Origin of the sequence: Desulfurivibrio modestus (assembly GCF_044068625.1) — a bacterium.
Lineage (GTDB): Bacteria > Desulfobacterota > Desulfobulbia > Desulfobulbales > Desulfurivibrionaceae > Desulfurivibrio.
Map to the genome: position 1 here is coordinate 65835 of NZ_JBIPKH010000012.1, position 19299 is coordinate 85133.

Annotated in this window: 13 protein-coding genes; 1 reads left to right on the plus strand and 12 read right to left on the minus strand. The window is 63.0% G+C overall.

Translation table 11 applies throughout. The features are described 5' to 3' along the window. Window positions 1–3: 3 nt before the first annotated feature. On the plus strand, window positions 4–585 hold the full coding sequence (locus ACHHRT_RS08760) for a flavodoxin family protein (protein WP_395499390.1): 582 nt from the start codon (window positions 4–6) through the stop codon (window positions 583–585). On the opposite strand, the gene cydC is transcribed toward ACHHRT_RS08760, so the two are convergent. From cydC to lysS, 12 genes are all read right to left on the minus strand, one after another. Beyond that, window positions 577–2217 carry a thiol reductant ABC exporter subunit CydC gene (cydC, locus tag ACHHRT_RS08765; protein WP_395499391.1) on the minus strand — a complete coding sequence of 547 codons (1641 nt, stop codon included), beginning with the start codon at window positions 2215–2217 and terminating at the stop codon, window positions 577–579. The two genes, ACHHRT_RS08760 and cydC, sit on opposite strands and share 9 nt — an antisense overlap. Beyond that, a complete protein-coding gene (gene cydD, locus ACHHRT_RS08770; RefSeq protein WP_395499392.1) occupies window positions 2192–3868 on the minus strand; it encodes a thiol reductant ABC exporter subunit CydD in 1677 nt (558 codons plus the stop codon). The genes cydC and cydD overlap by 26 nt, the downstream gene beginning before the upstream one ends. An 11-nt stretch (window positions 3869–3879) precedes the next feature. Further along, entirely contained in the window at window positions 3880–4905 is a 1026-nt protein-coding gene (gene cydB / locus ACHHRT_RS08775; protein WP_395499393.1) for a cytochrome d ubiquinol oxidase subunit II, read from the minus strand. A gap of 56 nt (window positions 4906–4961) precedes the next feature. Beyond that, window positions 4962–6284, minus strand: coding sequence for a cytochrome ubiquinol oxidase subunit I (locus ACHHRT_RS08780; protein WP_395499394.1), 1323 nt, complete (start codon window positions 6282–6284; stop codon window positions 4962–4964). 129 nt (window positions 6285–6413) lie between these two features. Then, a complete protein-coding gene (recO, locus tag ACHHRT_RS08785) occupies window positions 6414–7184 on the minus strand; it encodes a DNA repair protein RecO (RefSeq protein ID WP_395499395.1) in 771 nt (256 codons plus the stop codon). A gap of 43 nt (window positions 7185–7227) precedes the next feature. Then, window positions 7228–8268 (minus strand): helix-turn-helix domain-containing protein, encoded by a 1041-nt coding sequence (locus tag ACHHRT_RS08790; RefSeq protein ID WP_395499396.1) that lies wholly within the window; start codon window positions 8266–8268, stop codon window positions 7228–7230. A gap of 42 nt (window positions 8269–8310) precedes the next feature. Then, a complete protein-coding gene (locus ACHHRT_RS08795) occupies window positions 8311–9324 on the minus strand; it encodes a peptidylprolyl isomerase (protein ID WP_395499397.1) in 1014 nt (337 codons plus the stop codon). A gap of 39 nt (window positions 9325–9363) precedes the next feature. Then, window positions 9364–12894, minus strand: a complete 3531-nt coding sequence (mfd, locus tag ACHHRT_RS08800; protein ID WP_395499398.1) for a transcription-repair coupling factor — start codon at window positions 12892–12894, stop codon at window positions 9364–9366. Between the two features lie 57 nt (window positions 12895–12951). Beyond that, entirely contained in the window at window positions 12952–15717 is a 2766-nt protein-coding gene (gene bamA / locus ACHHRT_RS08805) for an outer membrane protein assembly factor BamA (protein ID WP_395499399.1), read from the minus strand. Window positions 15718–15826: 109 nt separating this feature from the next. Continuing rightward, window positions 15827–16555: an ABC transporter ATP-binding protein gene (locus ACHHRT_RS08810; protein ID WP_395499400.1), complete on the minus strand. Its 729-nt coding sequence runs from the start codon at window positions 16553–16555 to the stop codon at window positions 15827–15829. Further along, the gene (locus ACHHRT_RS08815) at window positions 16548–17777 is read right to left on the minus strand and encodes a lipoprotein-releasing ABC transporter permease subunit (protein ID WP_395499401.1); all 1230 of its coding nucleotides are present in this window, start codon (window positions 17775–17777) and stop codon (window positions 16548–16550) included. Before ACHHRT_RS08815 ends, ACHHRT_RS08810 begins: the two co-directional genes overlap by 8 nt. Window position 17778: 1 nt before the next feature. After that, on the minus strand, window positions 17779–19257 hold the full coding sequence (gene lysS / locus ACHHRT_RS08820) for a lysine--tRNA ligase (RefSeq protein ID WP_395499402.1): 1479 nt from the start codon (window positions 19255–19257) through the stop codon (window positions 17779–17781). Between the last annotated feature and the right edge of the window lie 42 nt (window positions 19258–19299).

The window sequence follows — 19299 nt, forward strand, 5'->3', positions numbered from 1 at the left end:
CTGATGAAGGTTGTGGCTTTCAGTGGCAGCGCCCGCAAAGGCGGGAATACGGCAACCCTGCTTAACGGAGTGCTGGCCGAATTGACGGCGGCGGGGATCGAGACCGAATTGGTGGAGCTGGCGGGAAAGCCGGTTTCCGGCTGTATCGCCTGTTATAAATGCTTCAAGAACAAGGATCGCCGCTGCGCGGTGGGCAAGGATATCATCAACGACTGCCTGGCCAAGATGGAGGCGGCCGATGGCATCATTCTGGGTTCCCCCACCTATTTTGCCGATGTCTCGGCGGGGATGAAGGCCCTGATCGAGCGTTGCGGCATGGTGGCCCGGGCCAACAACGACATGTTCAAGCGTAAGGTCGGGGCCGGGGTGGTGGCGGTGCGCCGGGCCGGCGCCTATCATGTCTTCAGCTCACTTAACGCCTTTTTCCTGATCGGGCAGATGATCGTGGTGGGTTCCTCCTACTGGAACATCGGGATCGGCAGGGAGGCCGGCGAGGTCAGTCAGGACCTCGAGGGGATCAAGACCATGAACGATCTGGGCAGGAACATGGCCTGGCTGCTCCAGCAGCTGCATGGGTCAAAGTGAGATGGTGCGGTCCATATACTCCAGGCCGGCGGGCCGGTGGGAGATCAGGATCACGGTGCGCTGAGCCATCACCGGAGCCAGGGTTTGCCACAGGGCCTGTTCGGTGGCGGCGTCCAGCCCCTCGGTGGGCTCATCGAGAATCAGCAGGGGGGCTTTTTTGAGGATGGTCCGGGCCAGGGCCAGGCGGCGGGCCTGGCCGCCGGAGAGTTTGAGCCCGGCTTGGCCCACCTGGGTGTCCAGGCCGGCCGGAAGCCCGCGGACGAACTCCTCCAGCCGGGCGCTGGCCAGGGCCCGGTGGAGCAGCTCTTCGTCGGCATCCGGGTCGGCCAGCAGCAGGTTTTCCCGGATGCTGGCGTTGAAGAGATAGGTTTCCTGGGAGATCACCCCCAGCCAGGACCTTACCTGTTCCGCCGGGTAACGGCTGATCGGTTCGCCGCCGATCAGAATCTCGCCGCCGTTCAGGGGGTAAAATTTGAGCAGCAGGTTGACCAGACTGCTCTTGCCCGAGCCGGTGGGTCCGATAATTCCCAGTTTCTCCCCGGCCGCGACCCGAAAATCAAGGTTCTCCACCACCGGTCGCGCTCGCCCGGGATAGGTGAAGGTTACCCGGCAAAACTCCAGGCTCCACTCCCGGGGTGGAGCGGCGCCCGGGGGGGGATCGGGCAGGGGTGGGGCCTGGTCGATCAGGCTGAAAAGGCGTTGGGCGGAGGTCCGGATCCGTCCCCAGGCTTTGAGGGCCACCGGGAGTTGTTGAACTCCTTCGAAGCTGATCAGGGTCAGGATCGCCAGCATCGGCAGGTTTGCCCCGGCCAGGCTCCCTCTTTCCACCAGCGGGATCAGCAGGAGCAGGCCACCGGCCATGGCCAGGCCGATCCCCAGGGTCATTGCCGCCTCCGCCAGGGCCGCGAGCCGGACAAATCCGGTTTGGATCGCAGCCTGTCGCCGACTCTCTCGGGCCAGTTCCCGGCGCAACTTAGCGTTTTGACCAAAGATGACCAGTTCCTCCAGGGCCCGCAGGAGGTCGATGGTGATGCTGCGCATCCGGCTCAGGGAGTGGACCTGGTTGACCCCATCCTGATAGCCCAGTTGTAGCAGGACCAGGGGCAGGGCGATGCCGGTCAGACTCCACAGCAGGGCCAGGTAAAGGGCCAGGGGGGGGCTGAAGTGATAGACAAAGGCGAAAATCAGGGATAAGCCCGCGGTGGCGGTGACCAGCGGCAACAGAAAACGTAGATAGAACTCGTCCAGATGGTCGATGTCGGCCTTAAGCCGGGAGAAGAGGTCTCCGCTGTGCAGGTGGCCGAGGCCGGCCGGGGCCAGGGGCTCCAGGCGGCGGAAAAACCAGACCCTGAGTGAGCCGAGCAGCCGGAAGGTGGCGGCATGGGAGAAGTAGCGCTCGGCGTAACGGCCCAGGGTGCGGATGATGGCCAGGGTGCGGATGCCGGCGGCCGGCAGATGATAGTTGTAGGGCGTTCCGCTGATTCCCGCCAGGGCCATGCCGGCCAGAAACCAGGCGGCCAGGCTGAGCAGGGCGGCGTTGGCCAGCAGGGTGAGCAGGGCGCAGCCCACTCCCAGCAGCAACCAGGGCCACTGGGGCAGGGTCAGTTTAAGCAGTCGGATAAATTCCTTCATCGAGCCTGATTACCTTGTCGGCCAGGGGCAGGAAATGGTGGTCATGGGTCACCATCACCACCGTTCTGCTCCGGGCCAGTTCCATGATGGTCTGCCGCACCAGTTCGCTGCTGGCCTGGTCCAGGCCGGCGGTGGGCTCATCCAGCAGCACCAGGGGGCGGCTGTCGACCAGCACCCGGGCCAGGGCCACCCTTTGCCGCTGGCCACCGGAGAGATCCTGGCCCTCCTCCCCCAGCAGGGTGTCGTAACCGGCGGGCAGCGCCGCCAGCTCCCGGTCGATGCGGGCCGCGGCGGCGGCCCGTCTGATCTCGGTCAAGGTGGCTTCCGGATTGCCGATTTTAATGTTCTCCCGCACACTGCGCTGGAGCAGGTGGGGTTTTTGCGGCAGATAGGCCAGTTGCCGCTGCCATTGACTCAGCTCCACCCGGCCCAGATCGCTGCCGTTGATCAGGACTCTGCCCCGCTGGGGCTTGAGCAGCCCCCCGATCAATTTTAGAATCGTGCTTTTGCCGCTGCCGCTGGGCCCGTAAAGACAGCTCAACCCCCCGGCGGGCAGGGTGATGGACAGATCCCGCACCGCCTCTCTGCCCGCCTCATACCCGTAAGAAACCCCGACCAGGGTGACCTGATAGCCGTTGGGACCCTTTGCCGGGGCAGGTAAATCCCGATCGGCCCCGGGTTGTTCGCGCAAGGGCAGGCGCAGCAGCCGGAGCATCTTTTCGGCGGTGGTGATGGCGGCGGCCCGGGCATGGAAATTACTCCCCAAGTTGCGCAGGGGCAGATAAAATTCCGGGGCCAGGATCAGGATAAGAAAGCCGGCCTCAAAGGTGAGATCGCCCCAGAGCAGTTTGAAACCGACGATCACCGCCACCAGGGCCACGCTGATCGTGGCCAGAAACTCCAGGGCCAGAGCGCTTAAAAAGGCCACTCGCAAAACCGCCAGGGTGCTTTGACCGTATTGGCGGGAGATCTCCGCCACCACCCGGGCTTCCCGGTGGCCGGCGTTGAAGATCTTCAGGGTGGTCAAGCCCTGGATGGTGTCGAGAAAGCGGTGGCTTAACCGGGTGGTCTGGTGCCAGAAACGGCGGTTGAGCTTTTCGGCCCGCCGCCCGATCATCACCATGAAGAAGGGGATCAGGGGGGCGGTAAAGAGCAGGATCAGGGCGGTAACCAGATCCAGGGGGAAGATGAAGCCCAGGATGGCGGCCGGCATCAGGACGGCCATGGCCATCTGGGGCAGATAGCCGGAGAAATAGCCATCCAGGAACTCGCTGCCGTCCACGCTCAGATCCACCAGTTCGCCGGGGGCACTGGCGCTAAGCCCGACGGGACTGGCCGCCGCCAGGTGGTCAAGGAGATCCCGGCGGACCGCCTCCTTGACCCGGACGGCGGCCAGCCCGCCGCAGTAGCGGCCAGCCCCCGCCAGCAGGGCCCGGCCCCCGACCAGGGCCATGATCGGCCAGATCAGGGGCAGCACCTGGGCCAGGCCCTGGCCGGCAAAAACCACCTGGGTCACCACCCGGGAGAGCAGGGAGGCTTGAATGATCAGCAGGATTCCGGCCGTAAACCCCAGCCCCACGGCCAGGAACAGCAGGGAGCCGGCGTGTTTCCGATGGCCGGCCAGCCAGGCCAGGCCGTTTGCCTCCGTCAAGAGCAGCTCCCCTAGTAAGCCTCTTCATACTCCAGGTCTTCGGCAGTGATCTTGTGGCCGAACCGGTAGTGGCTCCAGGCCTGGTAGGCGATGACCACCGGGACACAGAGCAGCGCCACTCCCAGCATGATCTGCAGGGTCAGGGTGCTGGAGGCGGAGTTGGCGATGGTCATGCTGTAGGCCGGGTCAATGGAGGAGGGCAACAGCTTGGGATAGAGCCCGATCACTCCGAACATGGTGACCCCGATGATCCCCAGGCCGGAGGCGCCCCAGGCCTGCCATTGGGCCTGCCGGGTCAAAAAAACTTTAGCCATGACCAGGCCGCCCACCGGCAGGAGCAGCAGGAGTAAAAGAACCGGGTTCACCAGATAGTTGTGAAAAAGGTTGGTGTAGAAAACACTCAGGGCCAGAAAAATGACCACCATCGCGACCACGGCATACCAGAGCTTGTGGGCCAGGGCTTCCGCCCGTTCCATCAGGGCGCCCTGGGATTTAACCGCCAGCCAGAGGCTGCCGTGGAGGGAGAAGAGCAGCACGAAGAGGATGCCACCGGCCAGCCCATAGGGGTTGAGCAGGGAGAGCAGGTTGCCTTCGTTGATCTGCTGGGCGTTTAAGGGGATCCCCATGAAGATGTTGGCGAAGGCCACCCCGAAGAGCAGGGCCGGCAGCAAGCTGCCCAGTACGTTGCAGCCATCCCAGAATTTTCGCCAGGAGTCACTGTCCACCTTGCGGCGGAATTCGAAGGAGATCCCCCGGAAGATCAAGGCAAAGAGCAGCAGCATCAGGGCGCTGTAGAGGCTGCTGAACATTACGGCGTAGGTGGCCGGGAAGGCGGCGAAGGTCACCCCGCCGGCGGTGACCAGCCAGACCTGATTGCCATCCCAGAAGGGGCCGGCGGCGTTGTAGATGGTCCGGCGGTCGGTTTCGCTGGTCGCCAGCAGGGGCATGTTGATCCCCAGACCGAAATCATAGCCGTCCAAGGCAAAATAGACCGCCCATAAAATTCCCCACAATAAAAACCAGGTAAGCTCAAGCATGGGTTACCTCCATTTGGTAACTGAATTGGATCGTTGATGGCGATAAACTGGAAACCTCAAGCCTTGGCCCGGGGTGGCGCTTCCGGGCCCAGGCGGCTGTATTTACCCAACAGAAAGATATGCAGAGCAACCAGCATGGCGTAGATGGCCACAAACCCGGCCAGGCTGCCCACCACCTGGCTGACGCTGATCCCTGGCGAAACCGCGTCGGCGGTTCGCATCACGCCGTAAACAATCCAGGGCTGGCGGCCCACCTCCGCCACCAGCCAGCCGAACTGGATGGCCAGGTAGGGCACCGGAATCATCCAGGGCAGGAGTTTGAGCATGGTGGCGGAGCGCCGGGGATCGTGGCGGTTCTTCCAGGCCCAGGCCGAGAGCAGCAGCAGGGCCATGCCGAAGCCGACCATGGTGCGGAAGGAGAAGAAGGTGAGCCAGACCGGGGGGCGATCTTCCGGGGCGAAATCCTTGAGGCCCTGGACCACCGCGTTGGGGGAGTGGTAGGCCAGCAGGGAAAGACCGGCGGGAATCGGCAGCAGTTCCAGGCGGTTACCCTCCCGGGCCGGGTCGGGGACCACCACCAGATACTGGGGGGCCCGGGGCATGGTTTCCCAGTGGGATTCCATGGCCGCCAGTTTGGCCGGCTGGTGTTTGGCGACATTGGCGCCATGGGAATGGCCATGGATCACCAGCACCAGGGCAAAGACCAGGGTGAAGGGGGCGGCGATCCGGAAGGAGCGGTTGAAGAAATCGACGTTGTTGCCCCGGGCCAGGTGGTAGGCCGAGATCCCCATGACAAACATCCCGCTCAGGACGTAGGAGGCGGCGAGGACATGGATGAACTGGTGCCAGGCAAAGCCGTTGGTCACCAGGGCGCCAAAGCTGGCCAGTTCCGCCCGCCCGTCGGCCAGCAGGTAGCCCACCGGATTCTGCATCCAGCCGTTGGCCATGATGATCCAGAAGGCGGAAAGACTGGCAGCCAGGGCAACCAGCCAGATGCTGGCGTTGTGCATCTTGGGGGAAAGCCGCTGCCAGCCGAAGATCCAGATCCCCAGGAAGGTGGATTCGAGGAAGAAGGCCAGGGTGGCCTCAATGGCCAGCAGGGAACCGAAAATGTCACCCACATAAGCGGAGTAGCGGGCCCAGTTGGTGCCGAACTGGAACTCCAGGGCGATACCGGTGACCACCCCCAGGGCAAAGTTGATCAGAAAAAGCTTGCCCCAGAACTTGGTCATCCGCTTGTAGATCTCCTCGCCGGTCCGGACGTATTTGCTCTCCATGTAGGCGACCAGCAGGGAGAGGCCCAGGGTCAGGGGGACGAAGATAAAGTGGACAAAGGTGGTCATGGCAAACTGCAGTCTGGATAGTAACAGAATATCCATGGGCGTTCTCCCGCTGTGGTCTGTGTCGTCAGCGACGATTCTGGAAAAAGATAAAAAAGACTTTTTTTGTCCTATATCGTATCTCTCCCCTCAACGTCAATCAATTTTATGGGGCGGAGCTCTTTTTTTTCAACAACAAAGTGCCGTGAAACAGCTCCGGGAGTTAATTTCCCGCTGCAGGAGATGACGGCTGTACTGCTGGAGAAAATGCTGGGCCTCACGGTGGCCGGCGGTGGGAAGCTGCAGGCGATTCAGTTTGGCCAAATCAAGCTCAATGGCCCTGGCCAGCAGGCGGGCGGTGGCCAGGGAGAGGGGGATCAGGCCGTGCTGCTGTTGGTGATTGCAGGAGCGGCAGATCAGGCCGCCCTGGCCCAGACTGAAGTGATAGGGGCGGGCGCCGGCTGCCAGGGTGCCGCACTGGCGGCAGCCGGTGAGGTCGGGGCGATAGCCCAGGAGGTCCAGCAGTTTGGCCTCAAAAAAGATAAGGAGGGGAGGGAGCTGCTCCATGGGTTTTGGGCCGGCGGCGATCCCGGTCAGGGCCCAGTGGAGCAGCAGGAAGATCCGGGGATCGGCATCAGCCTCCCTGGTCCACTGCCCCACCAGCTCTCCGGCCAGGCAGGCCGCCGCATAACGGTGGTAATCGCGGCGGATCGGCCCAAAGGGCTCCAGCAGTTCCGCCTGATCGATTCTGACCAGGCTGCTGCGGTTTCCCTCCTGGTAGCTTATCTCCAGCAGGGAGAAGAGTTCCAGCTTGTTGACGAAGCGGACCCGGCTGCGATTGGCTCCTTTGGCGATGCCGCTGATTTTGCCGGTATCTTGGCCATAAAAGGTGACAATCTTGTCGGCTTCGCCGTGGTTCTTAACCTCCAGCACCACCGCGGTTGTTTGTTTGGGAATCATACGTGCGCCGGTGAGCCCTCCGGCCTGCTGCCGGAAACATCCCTCAGGGAAAACTCAGGTCGACAATCTGGCCGCTGCGGCCCAAGGGAGCCACAGGGCTGTCATTATAGGCGAGCTCCACCCCGCCGGCGTTGCCGATCCGGATCTCCACCCTCTCCCTGGCCCGCCAGACCCGGAGGTCGCCGGGCTGGAAAAAGAGCTGACGGGGCGGCTGGTCATCCACCTGAATCCGCACCCAGGTCTCTTCGATGAAATGGGCGGCCAGAACATGGGTGGGGGTAGCCGGGGGTTGGGCCGCCAAGGCTTCCGGGCGGGGTGGCTCAACCCGGACCGGTTGGAACGCCGTTGGCTCGGGCCGGGGCGACTCGACGCGGGCCGGGGCCGGGGGCTGAACCGGGGCCGGATAGCCGGGGGCTGCCGCCTCCCGGTTTGCCGCGGGGGGTGGAGGACTGGTTGGCGCGGCTGGGGCGGCCGGAACCGGCGATTCAACCTCTGCCCTCTCCAGGAAGGGGGGAGGAGGCTCCGGGGGCGGCGCGTTTTCGTCGGGGTAAGCGCCCAGCTCTGTCTCCGGTGCCAACGTGGTCACCGGCGGCAGGGGCCGGAAATAACTGTTATAGCCCCAGTAGGCTAGAAAACCCAGAACCAGCAGCAACAGCAGAATAAAAACGTGGTTGCCGGTCAGGCCGCGGGGAGCCTCCGCCATATCCTCGGCGGCCAGCAGCTCCTGGATGTTGATCTTATCGGTGGTGGTCGTGGTGGGCAGGCCCTGCTCCTCGATGTGAAGCCGCAGGGCCTGGTCGGGATCAAGGCCCAGGTAGTTGGCATATATTCTGACAAAACCCCGGGTAAAAACCGGCGCGGGGAGGTGGCGGGTGGGTTTCCCCTCCAATGCCTCCAGCGAAGAGAGGTGGATCCGGGTTGCCGCCGCCGCTTCCTCCAGGGAAACGCCTTTGGCGGAGCGGGCCCGCCGCAGTTTTTCACTCAGAGTGGGCTTCCCCTCAGAGTCATGGGAGGAGCCGGGGGCCAGATCCTGCTTCGGCACCGTGCTGTCCGGGGGGCGGCGTTTGTTTTGCTCGGAAGTCATGGCGATCCACCTTGATATTGGCCCATAATGATCCGGGTCGGCTTACAGAATGATCCTGATATAGGCCTCTTCACGCAGGCTGTTCACCCACTTGGTGAACTGCTCTTCCAGGGCCTGATTGTAGAGCTTTTCCCGGATTTCATCCCTGGCCTCTTCATAGGGCAACTGGGCGTGAAGATCGCCGCGATCGGAGAGAAGCATGAAAAACTGATAACCGGCGGCGGTTTCAATTAAGGGGGAGATCTCTCCCGGGCTCAAGGTCGGAATATGCTCAAGCATCAATCCGGCCAGCTCATCCCGGTGGAAAACCCCCAAATCACCGCCGTCGCGGGCCGACGGCAGGTCGGAATGGGTCCGGGCCAGCTCCCGGAAATCCCCACCGGCCAGAACCTCCGCCCGGGCCGCCTGGGCTCGGCGGCGGGCCTCGGCGTTGGCGTCAGGGGCAGCGCCCTGCCAGGTGAACCCCATCTGCAGGATATGGAAAGCTTCCTCCTGCCGGCGACCGACATAATTATCCTCATAATACTGCCTGATCCGGCTTTCCGGAATCACCACCCGCTCCCGTACTTCCAGGCTGAGCAGTCGCGACTGTAGAATCTGGGCGCGCAACTCCTTGCGGTAATCGGCCAGGGTAGTATTGAGCCGTTCCAGATCCCGCTCCAGTTCGGCCATGGTTAGCTGGTTGTCGCTGATGATTCGAGCGATGGCGTCGTCGATCTCCCGTTCACCCACCTGGATCCCCCGCTTGGCGGCATGCTGTTCCACCAGCAGGCGGTCAATCATCCCGGCCAGGAGCTGCTGGCGGGCCTCGGTCAGGGCGTTTTCCCGTTCACTGGCCCTCACTCGGCTCAAAACCTGCTCCTCCACCCCCGCCAATTCCCGGTTAAGCTGCGACAGGGTGATAATCTCGCCGTTAACCTCGGCCACCACCCGGTCCAGGATTCGCACCTGAGCCTGACCGGGGCGGACCGATGGCCCCAGCAGCAGGCAACAAACCGTAATGACCAGCAGGAGTGGGTAGGGAGATGGTGGGAAGAGACGGTTCAAATGGCGCATTATTCCTCTGAACTGGTTGGTTAAACAATGAAAAAACCTCTAGAGAGAGATATCATCCCCCATGAGCGCGTGCAACAACTTTTTGATTTCATTGAAGAGAGCGGCGGGGGAGGGTTTGGGGGGCAGGGGACAGATCAGCCGGGCCGCCGGGGTGAAACGAATCCCCTTTTTGGGCTGGTTGACCAGGGCCAGAATCCGTTCCGGCGGCACCGGGGTGGAGGTGTGGAAACTGAAGACCAGGGCGGCCGGGCCCTGTTCGAGCTTGCTGACCTTCATGGCGGCCAGGCGGTTTTTCAGGGCGATCACTTCAAACAGATTGTCGGCTTCCGGGGGTAGCGGTCCGAACCGGTCGCCGAACTCGTCCCGGATGTCGGCCAGGGCGGTATCGTCGGCGGCCGCCGTGATCTTGCGGTAACAGAGGTAGCGCTGGTTGACGTCGCTGACATAGCTTTGGGGGATGTGGGCGGCGATGGCCAGCTTGATCTCCGGTTCAATCTCTTCCTGCAGTTCATCCAGGTTGGGATCGACCCCGCTCCCTTCGCCGCGCCGCTTGAGGTCGATAACAGTTTTTTGTAGTAGGTCAAGGTACATATCGTAGCCCACCGCCGCGATATTGCCGCTTTGCGATTCCCCCAGGATATTGCCGCCGCCCCGGATCTGCAGATCGCTCAAGGCCAGTTTGAAGCCGCCTCCCAGCTCGTTGTAATCCATCAGGGCCTGGAGCCTGCGCCGGGCTTCGCCGGCCAGATCTTCCAGGGCCGGCACCAGCAGGTAGGCGTAGGCCTGTTGACTGCTGCGGCCCACCCGGCCCCGCAACTGGTAGATCTCCGCCAGCCCCAGCCGTTCAGCCCGGGTGATGATGATGGTGTTGGCGCTGGGGATATCCAGGCCCGATTCGATAATGGTGGTGCAGATCAGGACGTTGATCTCCCGGCGGACAAAGCGGACCATGATCTCCTCCAGCTGCTTGGCCGGCATCTGACCGTGGGCCACCGCCAACCTGGCTTCGGGCACCAGCTGCTGCACCCGGGTCGCCACCTCGTGGATGCTTTTAACCCGGTTGTGGACCAGGAAAACCTGGCCGTCCCGGCCCAGCTCCCGGTGGATCGCCTCCTTGATCACCAGATCGTCGTGGCGGGCGATGAAGGTTTTCACCGTGCGCCGCAGCTCGGGCGGGGAACTGATCACCGAAAGGTCGCGGACCCCCAGCAGGGAGAGCTGGAGGGTGCGGGGGATGGGGGTGGCGGTGAGGGTCAGCACATCCACCCCGGTGCGTAATTTTTTTAACTTCTCCTTGTGGGTCACTCCGAAGCGGTGCTCTTCGTCGATGATCAGCAGGCCCAGCTTTTTGAACCTGACGTCGGCGGAGAGCAGGCGGTGGGTGCCGATGATGATGTCGATCTTACCGGCGGCCAGCTCGGCCACGATCCTCTTCTGTTCGCCACTGCCCCGGAAACGGTTGAGGCTGTCCACCCGCAGGGGGAAACCGGCCAGCCGTTCGCGGAAAGTGGCGGCATGCTGCTCGGCCAGGACGGTGGTGGGTACCAGCACCGCCACCTGGGCGCCATCTTCCACCACCTTGAAAGCGGCCCGCACCGCCACTTCGGTTTTGCCGTAACCGACATCGCCGCAGACCAACCGATCCATGGGGCGGTCGGAGCAGAGGTCCTCCATCACCTCGCCGATCGCCTTGAGCTGGCCGGGGGTCTCATCGAAGGGGAAAGACTCTTCCAGCTCATGGTAGAGCTCACCGGGGTTGGAGAAGCGAGTTCCCTGGGCCAGTTTTCGTTTGGCGTAGAGGTTGAGCAGCTCTCGGGCCACCTGCCAGACCGCTTTTTTGATCCGGTTGCGGGTGGCCAGCCAGGTCTTGTCGCCCAGTTTATCCAGATTGGGTTTCTGGTCGGTGAGCCCTTTGTATTTGCCCACGCTGTTGATCTGGTCCACCGGGATGAACAGCTTGTCATCGCCCCGATAGAGGATCTTCAGGTAATCGTTGGTGATGCCGTTGAGCTCAATGGGGACCAGACCCTGATAAATCCCGATGCCGTGGCGGCGATGGACCACCAGGTCGCCGGGGTTGAGTTCGTCAAAGGAGCCGATCTTTTCACTGGGGGGCTGGCGCCGGGTTTTGCCGGAGCCGGGCAGGCGTTCGCCGAAAAGTTCGGTCTCCGAGAGGAAGTGGAGCTTGGCGGCGGGCAGGTCAAATCCGCTGCTCAATGGTTGGGGGACCAGTAGCAGGCGGGGAGGGGCGGTCGGGGTAATCGTCGCTTCGGCCGTCATCGGCGGGCGTTCCACCACCAGGGGGTCAAGCTGGTGCTGGCTGAGCAGTTCAGCCATGCGGGCGGCGTGGCGGGGTGAGCGCGAGGCCAGCAGGACCTGCTCTCCCTGCTGCAACCAGTCCCGGATCTGGCGGGCCAGGGGAGCGAGCAGGCCCTGCTCGTGGCGTTGCAGGTCGATCTGTTGCTTGAGCAGAACGTGGTTGCCGGTGGGGATGGCGAAACTTTGGCGCTGGTCGGGCTCCGCGGGCGAGAGGGGCAAGAGGCGGGCTCCGGGGCGTTCGGCAAGTTGCCCCAGCAGTTGCTCGGGGGTCAGAAAAAGCTCCGCCGGAGCCAGGGCCGGTTTGGTTGCCGCCACCATTTCCCGGTAGTTGGCCAGCACCCGCTCCCCATGCAACTCCAGGCTCTGGGCCAGGCGGGGATGATCCACCGTGATGATCAGGGTCTCGGTGGGCAGGTAACTTAAGGGGAATACCGCCGCCGGTTGCAGCAGCGGCAGAAAAAAACGGTCACCGGTGAAGGGCCGGCGGTGGCTCAAGCAATCCCGCAGGCGAGCACTCTCATCCCGCCGCCACCCCTCCGCTTCCTCCAGCCGGCGGAAACGGGTCAGCAGCTCCCGGTGGCCGAGGGAGGCGGCGGGGGGGTAGAGGCAATCGGTGGCGGGCAGCAGAACCACCTCCTCCAGTTCGCCGATGGAGCGCTGGCTGATGGGGTCGAAACGGCGGATGGACTCCACGGTGTCGCCGAAAAAATCCAGGCGCAGAGGATACTCCTGGCCGGGAGAGAAAATATCGATAATCCCACCGCGGATACTGTATTCCCCCACCTCCTGGACCAGGGCCACCTGCTCATAGCCGCCGGCGCTCAACCGCTCCGCCAGTTGCCGGGGATCGGTCTCCTCGCCTTGGATCAGCAGTTCGGCCAAGTCCCCCAACTGCTCCGGGGGTATGGTTTTGCTGGTCAGGGATTTGATGGAGGCCACCAGAATAAAGGGCTCCCGGGCGCTCATCATCTGGTAGAGGGCCGCCAGGCCGGCAGCGGTGGTGGCCGGATCGGTCCGGAGAGGGGCGTAGGGGGGGACCTCCGGGTCGGGGTAGTGGATCACCGGACGGTCGCTGAAAAGGCTAAGGTCGGCGGCCAGCCGCCGGCCCTCATCCTCCTCGGCGCAGAGGGCAAGGAGAGGGGCGTGGGTCTGGGCCACCCGGCCGATAAACCAGGCGGCGCTCCCCCCCCGGGGTCCGTAAACCTCCAGGGGTCGGGGGGAGCGCCGCAGCGCGTCAATTAGCTGTTTCATCAGAAATTACTGGGATCTTATCGTAAAAATGGTGGCTTGTCGGCTCAACCGGTGGTTTTAGAAGACGCCGCCCATGGAGAAATCCCACACCGTTCGTTTCTCGTCATCTTCGGGGTCGAGATTGTAACCCCACTCCAGCCGCAGCGGGCCCAGGGGGGAAAGCCAGCGAAAGCCGAAGCCCACACTTTTTTTGAGATTATCGGTCCGCCAGTTGTCCGACTTGGTGTAAACATTACCGGCATCGAAGAAGATCAGGCCCTTGAGGCCGATCTCCGCCGAGATGGGGAAGATCCATTCACTGTTCATATACCACATCTTCTCGCCGCCGATCCGGTAGAGATCGTCATCGGGATCCCGGGGACTGATGGTGGCGGTTTCGAAGCCCCGCATGGTCCGTAGCCCCCCCAGGAAAAACTTTTCGTAAATCGGCAGCTTGTCGGTTTCGTTTTCCCGGATATATCCCATGGAGCCCTTGAGCCGGAAGGTGGTGCTGTTCAGCCAGTTGCTGCGGGTTTCCTTGAGCAGGGGGATCTCATCCCAGGGGAAGAAGCGGGTGGCGGAACTCTCCAGGCGGGTAAAGGCGGTATCCCCGCCCAGAAAGCCCCCGGCGTGTTTCAGGCCGATATCAAAAATCGAACCACGGGTGGGGTCGAGGCGGTTATTACGGGTGTCACGCACCAGGCCCAAGCGGAGAAAACTGTTTACATGGAGGTCGATGGAGTCGGTGATCGCCCGGGGGGCGCCGGGGCTGACGTCACTGAGGGTGCTGTCTTCATAGCCGTAACCCCAGTAGAGGTTCCACCTTTCCCCCAGGGGATAGCCGAAGCGCAGGGCGCCCCCGGTGGATTCCTTGGTGTAATCGATATACTCCCGTTCCCAGTTGTAGAGGTCAATGCCGAAGAGCAGCTTGGAGTCGGCCAGCCGGGGCTCGGTGAAGCTCAGATTGTAGTGGGTGGCGTTGGCGCTCAGATCGGCCTGCAGGGAGAGGCGCTGGCCCTTGCCCATGAAGTTGTCCTGGCTGATCTGGCCCATGAACATCAGTTTGTCCATGGAACTGTACCCCGCCCCGATGCTGAAGGTGCCGGTGGGTTTCTCCTTGACCTCGATCTGGAGATCCATCAGGTCATCCCGCATCAGGGCCGGCTCGGGCCGGACATCGATCTCTTCGAAGAAACCCAGCTGCTGCAGGCGTTCCATGCTTTTCCGGATGGCGGAGGTATCCAGAATGCCTCCCTCCTGCACCCGGATCTCCCGGCGGATCACCTTGTCCCGGGTGCGGGTGTTGCCGCGAATGGTGATGCGGTTGATGTGGACCAGGGCGTTTTTCTCCAGCTGGAAAACCACGTCGATCCGCCGGGTCTCATCGTCCCGGCTGACCATGGGCTCAACCTCGGCAAAGGCGTAGCCATCCTGGGCGTAACGGTCGCTTAAGCGCATCATGTCGTCCCGCAGCACCTGGCGGCTGAAATACTCCTCACCCCGCAGTTTGATCAACTCCAGCAACTCCTCCTCCGGAGCGATCAGCTCTCCCCGCAGCCCGATCTCCCCCACGGTGAAGCGCTCACCCTCCTCGATATTGAAGGTGATGAAGAGGCGGTTCTCCTCCCGGCTGATCTCCGGGGCCCCGACCCGGGCGTCGATGAAGCCCTGGTTGTGGTAGAAGGCGGCGATCCGGGCCCGGTCCTGCTCCAGGATGTCAGTCTGGAGCCGACCGGAGCGGGTGAGCCAGGAGAAAATGCCCTTGGTTTTGGTGGTCATCACCTTACGGATCGCCCGGGGGCGGAAGGAGTCGTTGCCGGTGAACTTGATTCTTTTAATATAAATCCGCTCCCCCTCCTCGATCTCAAAACGGACATCGACCAGGCCGGCGGCGGTTTCGGTTGTGGCGGAGGTCACTTGGCTGTTGTGGTAGCCCTTCTCCTTGTAAAGCTGGACGATGCTCTCCTCGGCCTGCTGTACCAGCCGGGTATTGATGATGGTGTTGGGCAGCACCGCGATCACTTCCCGGATATCACTCTCCTTGAGTTTCCGGTTGCCGCTGATGATTACCTGGCCGATCACCGGTTTTTCGGTGACGACAAAGGTCAGTTTGGTGCCGGTGGCGCTTTCCTCGGCCTGCACCTGGATGTCGTCGAAAAAGCCCATGGCGAAGATCGCCTTGATATCCTCCTGGAGCCGGGCGGGGTCGAGGGGCTCGCCGGCCTTGCTGGAAACCCGGCGCAGGATCGCCCCGGAACCGGTTTTGACGTTGCCCTGGATATGGACCGCGCTGATCAGGTCCGCCGCCGGGGCCGGGGGCAGAATCTGGCGACTCAGCTCCTTAAGGCCCGGGGAGAGCTGGGCCAGGGATGGGGCCCCACTGGTAAAATAGCGGACGGGCTCCTCCTGGTTAAGGTCGAAAAGGCTAAGATCGATGCTGAACTGCTCGCCTAGACGGGTCAGACTGCCCACCGCCAAATAACGAATAGGGGCCGGCCGCTCCAGGGCCTGGAGAGCCGGGAGGGGGGGAGGCCAACCGCCGGGGGCGTTCATTAATTCGGCCACCATGGCCCGGTCGGCCAGGCTGCTTCCCAGCTCTTGGAGAATGGCCGCCAGGGCGGTGTCGCTTGCGGTCGCCAGCTCCTCCTGGCCGGTGGGGGCCAGAATCTGCAGGGGCAGAAACAGGGTGTTGGCCGGGGTTGGCCCTGCCGCGGCCGCAAGCGGCAGCGACCAGGTCAGGAGCAGGACTGAGAGCTGGCGGAAGAGACGGCCCGTGATCTGGCGGAGAACTCTGGAGTTTGGTACGACCTTAAACAAGTAGCCGGGCCAGCTTTGCGGCTTCATTGGGTACCTGACGGGTTTTGATTTATATTGCGCTGAACTCCGGGCAGCGGCCGGGAGCGGAATCGAGAATGCTTAGCAGGCATCACCACTGCTGTCAAGGGACAAGACACTACAGCGAAGGCAGCTGGTCGGCGGAGATCTCCCGCAGGAGGCCCCCTTCCAGGCGCAACACCCGGTGCAGACGGGCGGCCAGCCGATAGTTATGGGTCACCATCACCAGGGCCAGTCCCAGCTCCCGATTCAGCTCCCGGAGCAGCTCGAAAACCGCCTCGCCGGTTTTGGGGTCCAGGTTGCCGGTGGGCTCGTCGGCCAGCAGGAGCCGGGGTTGCATGGTCAGGGCCCGGGCGATGGCCACCCGTTGCTGCTCCCCCCCCGAAAGCTCCCCCACCCGGTGGCTGGTACGGGCTGCCAATTGCACCTGTCCCAGCAGCTCAACGGCCCGTTCACGGGCCGCCCGGGGGGGCAGGCCGGCGATCAGGCCGGGGAGCATCACGTTTTCCAGGGCGGAAAACTCCGGCAGCAGATGGTGGAACTGGAAAATAAAACCGATGGTCCGGTTGCGAAAGACGGCCAACTGCTCGGAAGACAGGGCGAAAACGTCGCGGCCCTGATAGAGGACCCGGCCCTGGGAAGGGCGGTCCAGGGTGCCCAGAATATGGAGCAGGGTGGTTTTGCCGCTGCCGGAACTGCCCACCACCGCGATGGTCTCCCCGGCGGCGATCCGCAGGTCGGTTCCCCGCAAAACCTCCAGGGAGGAGGGGGGCGGAAAGCGTTTGCCGAGCTGTTGCAACTCCAGCAGCGGGGCGGCGGCGTCGGGTTGACGGTGGAGGTTATTCATAACGCAAGGCCACGGCGGGATCGATGCGGGCCGCCCGCCAGGAGGGGTAGATGGTGGCGGCGAAGGTGATCAAAACCGCGCCGGTGGCGATGAGGCTCACATCCAGGGGCAGCACCTGGACCGGCAGGGTGGAGATCGGGTAGATCTCCGGCAGCTCGATAAAGTGGTAGCGGCTCAGGATCTCGCACAGCAGCAGGCCGGTGGCCACCCCCAGGCCGGTCCCCACCAGGCCGATCACCAGCCCTTCATACATGAAGATTCGCATGATGCTGCCGTTGGTGGCGCCCATTGCCTTCAAAATGGCTATATCCTTGGTTTTTTCCATCACCACCATGATCAGGGTACTGACGATGTTGAAGGCGGCCACCATCACCACCAGGGTCATGATCACCGACAGGGCCGCTTTTTCCAGGGCCAGGGCGGAGAAGATATTGCGGTTCATGTTCATCCAGTCCCGGGCACTGTAGGTTGCTCCCAGTTCGCGGTTGATCTGGGTGGCGATTCGGTCGGCCCGATTGATATCATGGACCCGGACCTCCAGGCCATGGACCGTCTCCCCCAGGTCCATGAAATCCCGGGCGGTGGCCAGATCGAGATAGGCCAGGGATGAGTCGTATTCATACATTCCGGAAGCGAAGATCCCCACCACCCGGACGGTCTTGATCTTGGGCAGCACCCCCATGGGGGTCAAGGGGCCGGCGGCGGAGATCAGTTTGACCCGCTCGCCCACCAGCACTCCCAGGTGGGCGGCCAGATCCTTGCCCAGGATAATTCCCGGGGCCTGGCGGCTGCCCGGCGGCACCGCCAGATCGGCCAGGGCCCCCACCTCCAGGTATTCGGTCAGCTTGAGCACCTGGTTGACCGTTTCGGGATCGATCCCCCGGATGATGGCGCCGGTGCCTCCCACCCCGCCGGTGATCATGGCCTGGCCGTAGATATAGGGGGTAACGCCGGTTACCCCGGCAATTCCGGCGATTCGGGCGGCGGCGGTGGGGTAGTCGCTCAGTTCCACCCCGGGCCGCTGGACCACGATATGGGAGTTGATCCCCAAAATCTTATCCCGGAACTCGGCGGTAAAACCGGTCATCACCGCCAGCACCACGATCAGAGCCGCCACCCCCACCAGCACTCCGGCCACCGAGATCAGCGAGATCAGAGAGATAAACCCCTTGCTGCGCTTGGCCTTCAGGTAGCGCCGACTGACAAACCACTCGAATCCCATGCTACTTTTTTTCCGGTCGCAGATGGGGGAAAAGGATAACGTCGCGGATTGAGGGGGCGTCGGTGAGCAGCATCACCAGCCGGTCGATGCCGATCCCTTCCCCGGCCGCCGGCGGCATGCCGTACTCCAGGGCCCGGAGGAAATCGTCATCCAGCTCGGGAAAGACCTCCTCATCGGCCCCCCGCTCGGCGATCTGCTTCTCCAGGCGCTGGCGCTGATCATCGGGATCGTTGAGCTCGCTGAAGGCGTTGGCGATCTCCCGGCCGGTGACAAAAAGCTCGAAACGGTCCGTTATTTCGGGGTTGTCGGCGTTGCGGCGGGCCAGGGGAGAAACCTCGGTGGGGTAGGCGGTGATGAAGGTGGGATCGATCAGTTTTTCCTCCACCAGCAGCTCGAAGAGTTCGGTCTTGACCTTGCCGATCCCGGCCTGGGGTTGCAGCTCGATCCCCTTGCCCACGGCCAGCTCTTTCAGGGCCGTGAAATTGGTCAGCAGCCCCCGGGACAGGCCGCCCACCTTTTCCAGGGCCTCATCCATGGTGTAGCGGCGCCAGGGGGGAGCCAGGTCCACCTCCCGGCCCTGATAGCCGATCTGCATGGTGCCGCAGACCTCCATGGCCACCCAGGAGATCATCTCTTCGGTCAGCTCCATCATATCCTCGTGGGTGGCGTAGGCCTGATAGAACTCCAGCATGGTGAACTCGGGGTTGTGGCGGGTGGAGAGTCCTTCGTTTCTGAAGTTACGGTTGATCTCAAAAACCCGCTCAAACCCCCCCACCAGCAGGCGTTTGAGGTAAAGCTCCGGGGCGATGCGCAGATAGAGGTCCATCCCCAGGGCGTTGTGGTGGGTTTTGAAGGGCTTGGCGGTGGCCCCGCCGGCGATGGGTTGCATCATCGGGGTTTCCACCTCGAGAAATCCCCGATTGGTGAGAAAGTCCCGCACCAGGCGGATGATCTCCACCCGCTTGCGAAAGGTGTCGCGCACCTCGGGGTTGACCATCAGGTCGACATAGCGCCGCCGGTAGCGGGTTTCGATATCGGTGAGACCGTGGAACTTCTCCGGCAGGGGCAGCAGTGATTTGGTCAACAGTTTGAGGGAGATGGCCTGGATGGTGACCTCGCCGGTCTTGGTCCGGAACAGCGGCCCGGTGAAGGCGGCGATATCGCCGATATCCAGTTTTTTGAAGATGGCATAGGCGGCATCTCCCACCTCGTCCCGTTTGACGTGCACCTGGATCCGACCGGTGCCGTCCTGGAGGTGCAGAAAGGCGGCCTTGCCGAAACGGCGCAGGGCCATGATCCTTCCGGCCACCGACATGGTGCCGGCGCTCAGGGGGGCGTCGTGGTCGAAATCGTCGGCCGGCAGCAGATCGATGATCCGATGACCGGGCTTGAAATCGTTGGCATAGAGGGTTACTCCCCCCTCGGCCAGTTCGCCGGCCTTCTGGCGGCGCTGGGCGATGATCTGGTTGCTCTCTTCCATGGTTTTAGCGGGTTCCGTCTTTAGCTTAAGGGATTAGTTTTT